4 protein-coding genes are annotated in these 11896 nt (G+C 60.9%); 1 reads left to right on the plus strand and 3 read right to left on the minus strand.

Annotated elements, in window-relative coordinates; all coding sequences use genetic code 11:
• Nucleotides 1-52 precede the first annotated feature (52 nt).
• From E4631_RS04245 to E4631_RS04255, 3 genes are all read right to left on the minus strand, one after another.
• Entirely contained in the window at nucleotides 53-2032 is a 1980-nt protein-coding gene (locus tag E4631_RS04245) for an endo-1,4-beta-xylanase (protein ID WP_135318585.1), read from the minus strand.
• A gap of 563 nt (nucleotides 2033-2595) precedes the next feature.
• A complete protein-coding gene (locus E4631_RS04250) occupies nucleotides 2596-4950 on the minus strand; it encodes a BamA/TamA family outer membrane protein (protein WP_133659882.1) in 2355 nt (784 codons plus the stop codon).
• Nucleotides 4951-5055: 105 nt separating this feature from the next.
• Nucleotides 5056-10311, minus strand: a complete 5256-nt coding sequence (locus E4631_RS04255; protein WP_133659881.1) for a translocation/assembly module TamB domain-containing protein — start codon at nucleotides 10309-10311, stop codon at nucleotides 5056-5058.
• A gap of 201 nt (nucleotides 10312-10512) precedes the next feature.
• Between E4631_RS04255 and E4631_RS04260 the strand changes: the two genes are divergently transcribed.
• Nucleotides 10513-11487 carry a MoxR family ATPase gene (locus E4631_RS04260; protein WP_133659880.1) on the plus strand — a complete coding sequence of 325 codons (975 nt, stop codon included), beginning with the start codon at nucleotides 10513-10515 and terminating at the stop codon, nucleotides 11485-11487.
• Nucleotides 11488-11896: the final 409 nt, after the last annotated feature.

Consider the following 11896-nt stretch of genomic DNA (forward strand, 5'->3'; position numbering starts at 1 on the left):
TGGACTGCGGAACTAGCCGCTGTAAGTGCCGGAAGGGTAGCCCCGAAGGAGGCTACTCCACGGTCAGGCGCTGGCTGAACGCGCCGGCGCTGGTGGTCAGGCGCACGGTGTAGAGGCCCTTGGCCACACCGGGCAGGGGTAGGGTGCGCACGGCACTGGCCCCGGCGGCGAGCGTCTGGCGCAATATACTCTGCCCTAAGTTGTTAAATAGCGCTACTTCCACAGCTTGCGCACCCAGGCTGGCGGGCATGCTCAGCGACACGCTGCCGTCCTGGGCCGGGTTGGGGTAGAGGAACAGGCCCGCCGTGGCGGCGCTGGTAGCCTTGGTGCCCAGCGTAGTGCTTTTCACGTAGTTGCGCAGCCACACCATGGCCGGCCGCTCGGTGTTGTCGGCGTTGATGAGGTTGTCGCCCTGGGCGGTGCGCCAGTGGCCCACCCGGAAGCCCCACAGCGTGATGCCCTTCACGGCCGGATACTCCCAAAACAGCGGAAACACGCGCTGGTACTCCGCCACTTGGGCGGCGTCGGTGAGGCCGTCCGAGTCATACTCCGTGATGTAGAGCGGGATGCCGGGGGCGGCTACGGTATTCAGGTTGGCCGTCATGGTGGCCACCGTGGCCGAGCCGGTCGAGAAGGCGTGGCCCTGCAGGCCTACCCCGTCGATGAGGTTGCGGGTCTTGAGCAAGTTAATCATCGTCACGTACTTGGCTGCTGAGTTGCCGTCGTTCACGATGCTGTACTCATTGAGTACCAGCTTGGCATTGGGGAAATACTGGCGCGCCAGCTGGAAGGAGGTGATAATCCAGTCGTAGCCGGTGGTACCGGCCCCGCCGAGCGCGTTGATGTAGGCGCCGCCGCTGGGGTCAACAGTGCCGGCATTGCTGCCTATCGTAATCAGGCCGGTTGGAGGCGTGCGCAGGGGCTCGTTCACCACATCGATGAAGTCGATTTTTTTGCCCACAAAATGGGTAGCCAAGGCCTGAAACCACGCGTTGATGGCCGTTAGCTGGTCGGCCTGCGATAGGGCCGGCAGCCAGGTCGGCTGCTGCGCGCCCCAGATGAGCGTGTGCAGCCGAAATACGCCCCCGATGCGCGCTAAGCGGTTATAAGCCGAGTCCAGGTCGGTCCAGTTGTAGGTGCCGCGGGTGTTTTCCACGCTGCCCCACTTGCCACCGTTTTCGGGCGTCACGGCGTTCCAGTAGTCGCCAAAATACGTCGATTGGGCCGTGCTGTAGGCGCTGCCCAGGTACTTAGTCTTGCCGGCCGCTAGCGGTGCGTAGGCCGGCACAAATGCCACTGGCGCCGCGGTTGTGCCCTGCGTGCCGGCATCGAGCTGGCCTACTGTAAAGTACAGCCCCGTTTGGCCAAACACGAATTTGTCAAAGTCGAGTCCGTCCTCACGAGCCCCAATCTGAAACGTCTGGGTGAGCGCGCCGGCCGGCACCGTAAAGGTGGTGGCCGCGCTGCCATTGACGATAAATTTCGACATGTCAACCCATTTCCAAACGCCGGTGCCGCTGCCGCCGGCGCCATCTACGGCCAGGCTATTGCCGGCCACGTAGCCCACATTGTTGAGGCCATTGGCGGTTACCCAATTCGTAGTAACCGTGGGGTCTTTCGTGCCGAAGCCAGTGGCGTAGAAGTAGCTATCGTCGCTGGCTCCGCCGGCGCCTACCCGCATCCGGGCGTACAAATCGTAGGTGCCCGCCGCCGGAAACGTGACGGTGTAGGTGAGCACCCGCGCCGCCGTGGCCGGGGCCGAGCCGCCTACCCCCCCGCCAGGCGAGGTAGTGGCGGTATAGGCCGCCACGTCGGTGAGGCAGGTGGCGTAGTTGATGGCCGGCGTGGTGCCCGCCGCCGCTACTGTTTTAAAGGCCCAGTCGCCGGTAGTGGCGCCCGCTACGGGGGTAGCGGGGTTGGTAGAGGTACCGGTTTCGGCCTCCACTACCACGGGGGTAGTCTGGGCCGAAAGGGTGAAGTGGCTGCCGAGCGCGGCCACTAGCGCAACTATTATGCGTTGAGGTTTCTTCATAGCGAAGGGTTTTTGGGTGGGAAAAGGGGGGTAGGGATGCCTGTAGGCGATACCTGCCTAAGGCTAAAATTAGATTCCGTGTGGGACTATTAAATAATTGATTGTGAATTAAATGTCCCAAGAAACTAGTGCAAACGTTTGTGATAGGAAAGGCAATCGTTTGTGATAGCCGTAAATGCCGGAATTTTATTAGTCGTAATGAGTGCGCTGAGGCACAGCGTTTCAGTAGCAGCTCCCAAACGCCTCAGCGCCAGCTCATGTGGTGCCCGGCACTCAGCACTACTAGCGGCTGGCGTGCGCTGGCCCGGCCGCGAGGCGTTTAGTTGCGACGCGTAGTTTGCTCAACACGTACGCCCTGGCCTGGCTAGGGAAGCCCTGGTAAGGCGGCAGGTCGGTCAGGCCCAAGTGGTCGAAAAGGAATAAGCCCCGGAAGGGCGACTCGTGGCGACTAAATAAGTGCCGGTCGCCCCTCCGGGGCCTACTATCGAATTTACTGCTATACTCCCACTGCGGCTTCCCTATCCAGGCATAAGTCTAGTAGCTGAAAGCTAGTGGCTGATTGCTTAGAAGGGGTAGCCGATGGCCAGGTTCAGGCGGCCGCTTGTGTCGTCGGGAGTGCCATAGTTGGCCCGCAGCGGATAGGCGTAGTCGAAGCGAATGACGAAGAACTGCACGTCGATGCGCAGTCCCGCGCCCGCGCCCACGGCCAGCTGGTTGAGGAAGGTGCTGGCCTGAAACTGCCCGCCCGGCCGCTGGGGGTCATTATTGACGAGCCACACATTGCCCGCATCTATAAACACCGCACCCTTCACGTAGGGAAACAAATCCTGGCGGTATTCCAGGTTGCCTTCCAGGCGCAGGTCGCCCACCTGGTCGTAGTAGTTGTTGATAATGTCGGTGGCCAAGGGCTTGTAGGAGCCCGGCCCGAGTTGGCGCGCCGCGAAAGCCCGCACCGAGTTGGGGCCCCCGATGCCATACTGGCGCAGGTAGGGCAGCGTGCCCCCCGCCGAGTTGCCGTAGGGTAGGCCCACCCCGATTTGCAGGCGGCCCACGATGCGGTTGCCCGAAGTGGCTTTGGGGCTGATGCGGTAGTATTCGCGCAGCTCCAAGTCAAACTTGGCATATTGCGCAAAGCGCTGGCCGGCAATGGTATAATACTCAGTGGGCGTTTTTTTGCCCACTACGGCGCTACTGATAGCATTGGCCACGTTGCCGCTTACCTCGGCCATGCCCTGGAAGAAAATCTGTTGGCGGCGCTGCTCCAGCACCTGCTGGTTGTAGGTGTACCGATACGAGCTGGCCAGTATAAACTGCGAGGTGTAGGCCTGCTTGAGAAAAGGGCGGGCGATAAGCACCCGATTGAAGGCCGTGTCGGTCGAAACGGAGTTGTACGAGGCATCTATTAGCTTCAGCTGCTGCTCGTTGGTGATTTTGGTTTTCCAGCTGTAGCCATAGCTGGCTGAGTAGCTGGTAGTGCTGAAGTAGCCCGTGCGCGTGACGTAGCGTACGCCCAGCCCAAACGTAGTACGTGGCTGAAAGTCGGAGTTAATCAGGTTGGGATTTAAAAACGGTAGGTGCGGCGCGATAATGCGCGGCACCAGCACCTGACCATCCAGGCCGAATTCGGTCGAAAGCAGGCCCGTAGTGCCCCGCGTACCTTCCACGTTGGAGGGCGCTTTAGTCTGCGTTTCGTACGAGGCCACCGCATTGACGAGCAGCTGCTCGGCCCCGCGAAACGCCGAGCGGTTGCGGAACTGCGCCGTGAGGCCCGGCCCTACAAAGCCGTTGCTTTTGCTCACCAGTTGCAGTTCGGCGCGTAGGCTTTTCTTCTTGAGCTGCGTCATCAGCACGCTGGCGTCGAGGCGGGCGCGGCCAGCCGAGTCGCCCGCCGTGGAGGGCGCAAACTTTATTTCGACGTAGCGAAAGGTGTTCAGGCTCATCAGGCGGCTCAGCGTCTGGTCGCGTCGGTGCTGCCGAAACAGGCTGTCGGGAAACAGGAACACGGCCCGCGTAATGGCCTTCGCCCGAAACATGCTCTCGTCGGGGTAATACAGGTATTTCTGGTAGCGAATGGGCTCCCGCTTCACCGTGTCCGTCAGTACATAATTAGTGTTCAGGCTGATAGTCTTGAGCCAGTACGGCCGGGTAGACCGCGCCGGAGTTTCGGCCTTCACCTTGTAGTACACATTCACTTTGCCATTAAGTGTGCTATCGACCTGAAACAGCAGGTAGGTGGGGTTGAAGTAGTAGTAGCCCTGGTTTTTCAGCGCCTGGTCCACGCGGGTGCGCTCGTTGGTGAGCACGTCGAGGTCGTAAGGGTCGCCCACTTTCAGCAGCGTTTGGGGCGCGGTGTTGCGAATGGCGGCATCAATAAGCGTATCGCGGTCAGGAAAGTGAATTTCCTGCATCGTATACTGCTGGCCGGGCCGCACGGTGTAGTTTATCTGGGCCGTATTATCCTTGGTCTGCGTCTCACTCGACGCGCTGCCGTGGAAGTAGCCCCGGTTCTGGAGGCGGTTCACCATCAGGCCGCGCGTGTTGGCGGGCTGGGCATCGCTGAGCAGCACCGGGGCCTGGCCCAGCTTGCCAGCCAGAAAATGCCCAATGCCTTTCGACTTGCCCACGCCCAGGTGCCAGAAGTAGATTTTGGGCCGCAGGCCCAGTATCGATGAGTTGGGCTGCGGCCGCACCAGGGCTTCCAGCTCGGTTTGGAGCGCGTCCTGGTTGCGCAGCTTGTCGGGCGCTTCAATGGTGACTTTGCTGCCCGTGTACAGCTTCTGGCCTTCCGGAATATACTTCAGCCCCGAGCACGAGGCAAAAAACAGCAGGCTCAGCACGGCCGCCCAGCGGCCGCCGGCCGAGGCTGCCACCGAGGAAGCGGAATGCGTAAGGTGGGCGAATAGGGAAATTTTCTTCATACTATACTCTTGGCGCGGGGCGAAGGGGGTAGGGCGGAGTGGCACGCTGCGTATTGCCAGCAAAGCCGCTCGAATGGAAACGGCGTGCCACTCCGTTTTGACAGCTTACTGGCTGGTGGCCGGGCGGCGGGTGGTATCGGGGCGGCTTGTGCGGGCGCTCGTCACGCCCGAGGCCGAGTCGGACAGGTACTGCTCATGGCGCTTTTGCTCCTCCTCGTCTTTCTTGTCCTGCTTGCGGGTTTTCTTGCCCCGCTCCTTCACTTCGCGGCTCACTTTCTCAAACAAGTCCTGGAAATTATTGTAGTCGCGCTGAAACACTAGCGCCGCGCCCGTCCGCACAATGGCCCCGTCGATGTCCTCGTAGGCATTCTGCCGGAAGGCGCGCAGGCGCAGGCGGCCATCTGCCAGCAGCGTGTATTCGAGGCTTACGTCGCCGGCCAGGTTGCTGGCCGAGCTGGTGCCCGAAGTGGTTTGGTTGCCGGCGCCGGCCAGCGGCACGTCGGCTCCCACCCGCACGGTGAGGCGGTTGTTGAAGAGCTGGCGGCGCACGGCCACGTTCAGGTCGGTGCGCGAGCCGTTCGAGCCGCTGCTGTAGTCGGCTTGGTTGGTTACGCCCAGGTCAAGGCCCAGACCCGAGAGGTACTTGCCGGTCAGGCTCTGGAGCTGGTCGGTGAGCACCTGGCTCACCGAGCCGCGCAGCTGGCTGGCCGCAAAGCTCTCGCCCGCCGCCGACTGGAAGGGGTTTTGCTGAATAAAGCGCCCCAGCACCAACAGCGAAAACACCTGCTTGCTCAGCTCGGAGGTCTGGCTGGGCTGGCGCAGGTTGCTAAGTACCGCCTCTACTTCGCCCCCCACCGCGCTGTTGAGCGACGACTCGGGTAGGGTAATATCAAACCCAATCGTGGGCTTGCTGAGCTGGTCAGTTACTTTTATCAACACGTTAAACGCCATTGCATTGCGCGATACCGTGTTGGAGGTCGGGTCGTTGCTGCCCTGGGCGGCCAGCAGGTCGGCCGGGGCAGCCTTCACCTTGTACACGGCCGTAATGTTGAGGTCGGCATTGTAGGGGTCGCCGCTCCAGGTAATGTACGAGCCCTTCGAGATGATAAACTCGCGGGTAGCCAGGCCGTAAAGTGAGAGTTTGTACTTGCCCCGGCGCACGTCGAGCCGCCCGCTGAGCGTGATGTTGCCGCTTGGGTCGATGTTGGTCGTGAGCGTGCCCGCCGCCCGGATGCGCAGATTATCCCCGCTGATGGGGTCTACCACGAAGGTGAAGGGCGTATTATCGGTAATCGTAATCTGGGCCGAAATGTCGTAGTTAATCGAGTTGGCCTGCGCCGCTGAGTCGGCCGCCGCCAGCTTTTTGGCCAGCAGCGGGTTCAGCTTCACGCTCTTGTCCACAAACTGCACGATTCCTTCGCGAGCTACCACGCTAGGGTCCACGGCCGGGTTTTCCACGGTCAGGTCCGAGCCCTTCACCACCGTGGCGCGGGTATCAATTTTGATGAGCGAGAGCGGCCCCGTCAGGCGCGTATCTGAGTCCACCACCAGGCGGCCGTAGTACAACGTGTTGTCCTTGGTGCGCGTGCTCTTCACGGCCAGAAAATCATTGGTCGTTATGTGCAGGTCGAAGCTATAGTCCAGCAGGTTGGGTGTCAGCAAGTAGCCATTGGCCACCGCCTTATTTCCGACCGAGTCGAGCACCGTAAAATTGTTAAAGGCAATGCCTTTCTCATCAAACACAATCGGCTGGCTCACCAGCCTAAACGGCGAGCCCAGCTGCGGCACCACGAAGCTGGCATCGGGCGAGGTGGTAAGCCGCCCGCGCACCTGCGGCGCGCTGGTAGTGCCAGCCAGCGTCAGCTGCCCGCTCAGGAAGCCCGTGGCCTGGCTGATTTGCCCGGCCGAGAAGGGCTCGGCGGTTTTCACGTTGAGACGGTTTACATCGACCACGAAATCGAGCGGCGTGGTGCCCACCGTGCGGTATGCGCCCTTCACAGTCACATCGTTGCCGCCGCCACCGGTGAGGCGGGCATCCACGTCGTAGCGGTCGGGCACGGGGTTGTTGGCTTGCAGCGCCAGGTCGCCGAGCACCGTCTTGCTATACAACAAGTCCTTGATAGTCAGGTTGGCGGTGAAAGCCTGCTTTGGCGTGCCCAGGTTGCGGGCCACGGCTTCGCCATTGAGCAGGCCGCCCACTGTCGAGTCGGCCATGCCGATGGCTTTGCCCAAGATGCTCAGGTTGAACTGCTCGAAGCGCACAGCCAGCGGCGAGGTATTCACGGCCGGGTTCTGGCTCTGCACCACCAGCGCCGACGAGCCATTGGTGAGGCGCAAGGCATTGGCCACCACTGTGCCATCGGCGTTGTAGCGCACGTAGTTGCCGGTGCCCGCCGTCCAGGTATCGTAGTTAATAATCTGGTCGTCGGCGAACGCAAACTGGTAGGCGCTGCCCGCTCGCTGCTCCAGCACTTGTAGCGCGCCGGCCAGCGCCAGCCGTTCTTTATCCGTGCTATCGCCCAGGATGGCGGCGCGCACATTCACCTTATTATCAGCCACATTGCCCACCAGGCTCGGCCGGCGCAGCAGGAAAGTAGTATCCCGCGCCGACTGCTCGGCGGCCTGGGCCATGCGCAGCGCGTAGTCAAGCTTTTGTGGATTCGAGCCCACATTCAGCGTCAGCGAGTCAAGCTTATAGCTCTGGTAGCGAATCAGCGGAATGCTGGTTTTGGCCGTGAGGCGGGCGTCGGCGCGGCTGTAGTCGCCGGCCAGCGTGAAGGGCGACAGCCGCCGCAGCCCCGGCACCAGCCGGCGCAACAGCCGCGTCTGCTTCATCTTGAGCGAGTAGGTAAACTGCTGCCCGCCCGCATTGGACGTAAACGGCTTCACGCCCGCCAGCCGGAAATACCGGTTGATGTGCCGCTGCAATTCGGTCGCTAAATCGCCCAGGTGCACGTTGCCATCCAGGTTAAAGTTGGCCACGTTGGAGTTGAAATCCACCAGCGTGCGCGTCGCGTTCTGCACGATGCGGCCACTCACCGAATCCAGCGGAAACGCCTGGTTATTGTTGACAATGACAATATTATTGCCGCTAAACGTGCCGTTAATCGTATTCAGCCCCGAGCCGCTGATGTTAGCCTTCAAATCGCCCTGAATGCGCAGGTCGCCGCCCGTGTAGAAGCCCAGCGCCGTCAGGTTCACGCCGCGTAGGTTCAGCGAGGTTACCTGGTAGGTCGGGTTGTTGGCGTCGCGCAGGTTCACCACCGCGTTCAGGTCCAGGTCGAGGTTGGGGTCCGAGTGGCTGCTGGCGGCAATCGTATACTTGCCCCGGTCGATGTCCACGGTAGTGGTCACGCCGTGGTAGGTGTAGCCGTTGTAGCGGGCGCTCTGGATGTTGGCCGTCAGCTTGCCCACCAAGGTATTGGGGTCCTGTAAATTGCCAACCGCATTGATGCGGCCCGTGCCCGTAATCGTCCCGATGGTCGGGTCTTTCAGCAGCTTGCCCGCGTCGAAGTTTTGCACCGCGAAGGTGCCCACCAGCGGCTGTTGCCCATTGGCCTGCGCCGCGCCCAGCTTGCCGCTAAACGCCACGTTGCCGTAGGTCGAGCGCAGCTTCAGGTTCGTATCAAACGCCAGTGTCGTGGGCCGGCCCTTGAAGGTGCCGCTTAGCGAGAGGGTAGGGGGAATGCTGATGTTGTCGGGCACTGTGCCCTTGGGCAGCACGCTCAGCAGGTCGGCGCGGGTGGTGCTGAATTTCTGAATATCCAGGTCCACGTACAGGCGACCATCCACGTTGGGCAGGCCCACGATGTGCGCCCGGCGCGCCTGCATCACGGTGTTGCGCAGCCCCACGAAGTCAAAGTTGCGAATCAGCAAATCACCCAGCCGGCCGCTCACCAGCCCGCTCACCAGCACGCTTTGGTTGGGGCCGGTCGTGAAAGGGGGGGTAGAGGCCAGGCTCGGCACCAGGTACAGGATGTCGCGGAAGCCCAGCCGCGTGTTGCGCAGGTCACCGGCCAGGCCCAGGTTGGGCAGGTCGTCGGCAATGACGCCCAGGCTCTTGTAGTGCAGCGCCAGGCTGCGCTTAATGCGCGTGTGCGGCGTTATCAAGTCCAGGCTATCGAGCTTGATGTCCGTCGAGTCGTACACCACATTGGCCCGCGCCGACGTGATGGCGAAGCCGCTCTGGTCCTTGCCCGCCAGGTTGTCCAGCTTCACCGTCGTCAGGTTCTCGCTGAAAGACAAGTCGTGCGTGTTCAGCACCAAGTCCGTGAAATGCAGGTGGCTGTAGTCGAGTGCCGGGTAGCGGCTCTTCACCTTGGGGTCGTTGAAGTTGTCAAACTTGACCTCTACGCCGCTCACGTCCGATTGCCCCAGCGTTACGCGCCAGGCCAGGGGGGTAGGGGCCGCCTGCTGGGCCGCATCGTTCACCTTGCGCACCGCCTCGGCGGGGTTAATGGCGCGCTGCTCCACCGGCACGTCCTTGTTCTGGGCGTAGGCGAAAGAGGTGTTTTTGAGCGTCAACTTATCGAGGTCGATGCGCTCCTTGGCCAGGTCGATATTCTTGGCCGTGACGTCGGCCAGCCCAATTTTTGCGTCGATAAACTGCGCCGATGGGCCATTCTTATACACAAAGCCCACGTCTTCCAGCGTCGCCTTGTTCAGGCCAAAGGTCAAATCGAGCGGCTTGGTGGGCTCGGGGCTGGCCAGCTCGGGCGCAGTTTTGGTCTGCGCCATCTTGATGAAGCTGTGCCGCAGTGCCGCATTGTTCACCTTATAGATGGAGTTGGTCACGTCTACTTCATCCATGTTCACCAGCAGGTCGCCAATTTTGGCGCGCAGGTCGGAGCCGGCCACCTGGTCATTCTGCGTGAAAAGCAGGTTGCTGACGTGCAGCTTGCCGATATCGTACTTCAGGCTGGAGCTGGTCGTGTCTACCGGCGCCGTGGGGTCGCTGAACGCGTTGATAATGAAGTCGTAGTTATTAACGCTATCGGGCTCGGTGCGGGTCAGGCGCACGCGGCCGTTTTCCAGCTCCACGTCCTTAATATTTACCTGGCTGTGCAGCAGGGCAAAAATATCGATGCTCACGCCCAGATGGCCCACGCTCACCAGCGTGTCGCGCTGCTGGTCGGCCAGGTACACGTTGTCGAAGTTGATGGCGTGCCGGAAATCGGTGCGGAACGTGCCCAGGCGCACTTCGGTTTTGAGCTTGTCGCGCAGGTAGCCTTCGGCGCGCCGGGCCACAAAGTCCTGACCCGCTGGAAATTGCAAGAACACAACGACGCCAATCACCAGTAGCAATACCAGCGCGATTAACCCAAAAATTACGTACAAAAAGCGGCGTAAGTAGACTGGCACAGGCAGAAAAGGCGTGAGTGAAGCCGAGCGGGGCTCGGTAAAGAAACTAGGCTAAGTATTTCTGAACGAAAAACTGCGGCTTAGGTTGGCCGCCAGCGGCGCTGCCGGGCCGCCGCGAGCTTCACCGTAACGCGGGGGGGTAGGGGTTTTGGTATGCTGCGGCGGCCGCATAAACCCGCTGCCGGCCGTTACTTTGCCGGCATGCAGCCCACCTCCGCCCCCGACTATCGCCCCCTCATTCGCCAGGCTTTTGCCGAGATGGAAAAAGTGGTGGTGGGCCAGCGGGCGCTGGTCAGCCGCCTGCTCATCGGCGTGTTTACGGGTGGTCACATTTTGCTCGAAGGGGTGCCGGGCCTGGCCAAAACCCTCACCGTGAGCACGCTGGCCCAGGTGCTGCACCTGCACTTTCAGCGCGTGCAGTTCACCCCCGACCTGCTGCCCTCCGACCTCGTGGGCACCATGATTTACAACCAGAACCAGTCGGTGTTTGAGGTCAAGAAAGGCCCCATCTTCGCCAACCTCGTGCTGGCCGATGAAATCAACCGCTCGCCGGCCAAGGTTCAGAGCGCCCTGCTCGAAGCCATGCAGGAAAACCAGGTCACCATCGGCGACCAGACGTATCAGCTCGACCGGCCGTTCTTGGTGCTGGCCACCCAAAACCCAGTGGAGCAGGAAGGTACCTACCCCCTGCCCGAGGCCCAGGTCGACCGCTTCATGCTGAAAGTGCATGTCGATTACCTCAAAAAAGCCGACGAACTGGAAGTGATGCGCCGCATGGCCAATATGGGTTTTCAGGGCAATGTGCAGCCCGTGCTGACCAAGGAAGACATCTTCGGCATCCGCGACCAGATAAACCAGGTGACGATTTCGGACACGCTAGAGAAATACCTCATCGAGCTGGTATTTGCGACACGCCGCCCGGCCGACTACGACCTGCCCGAGTTTGCGCAGGCCGTGCAGTTTGGGGCCAGTCCGCGGGCCAGCATCGCGCTGCACCGCGCCTCCCGCGCCGTGGCTTACCTCGACGGCCGCGACTACGTGCTGCCCGAAGACATCAAGGACGTGGCCGAGGACGTGCTCAACCACCGCATCCTGATGACCTACGAAGCCGAGGCCGACGGTATCCGCACCCACGACCTCATTGAGGCAATTCTGCGCAAAGTGCCGATTTCGTAGGGGGTAGGGCCGCCACCGTGCCAGTAGCGCGAACTACAAAGTTCGCGCTACTTTTTGCATAAACACAGGTATATAAGGAAGTAAGATATAAGGCCCCGTGGTGGGCATTCTTACAGACCGGCCTCGCGCCACCACCAAAACCAGGGGTAGGGACTTCACCAGCGGGCGGCTTCGCAGCCGAGCCGGCCGGCTCGGTGCGCGCATTTTTTTGTGGTTTCAGGATTTTTAGTAGCTTAGCTCATCGAATGGCCATTTGTACATTAGGCATAAGGCGTTTTTTAGATTAGTGAATCTTCTTACCCTTTAAATACTATTTATCTTGAAAAAATTTACGCTATTAACATTTTTATTGGCCGCTAAATCTGCATTTTATGTATTTGGGCAAACTCCAATTAAAACGGCAAATGAT

The sequence above is a fragment of the Hymenobacter sp. UV11 genome, from assembly GCF_004684095.1.
In the GTDB taxonomy this organism is placed as follows: Bacteria; Bacteroidota; Bacteroidia; order Cytophagales; family Hymenobacteraceae; genus Hymenobacter.

Coding starts and splice junctions, on each gene's coding strand:
- E4631_RS04260 (WP_133659880.1), top strand. CDS start 10,513: ATGCAGCCCACCTCCGCCCCCGACTATCGCCCCCTCATTCGCCAGGCT.
- E4631_RS04250 (WP_133659882.1), bottom strand. CDS start 4,950: ATGAAGAAAATTTCCCTATTCGCCCACCTTACGCATTCCGCTTCCTCG.
- E4631_RS04245 (WP_135318585.1), bottom strand. CDS start 2,032: ATGAAGAAACCTCAACGCATAATAGTTGCGCTAGTGGCCGCGCTCGGC.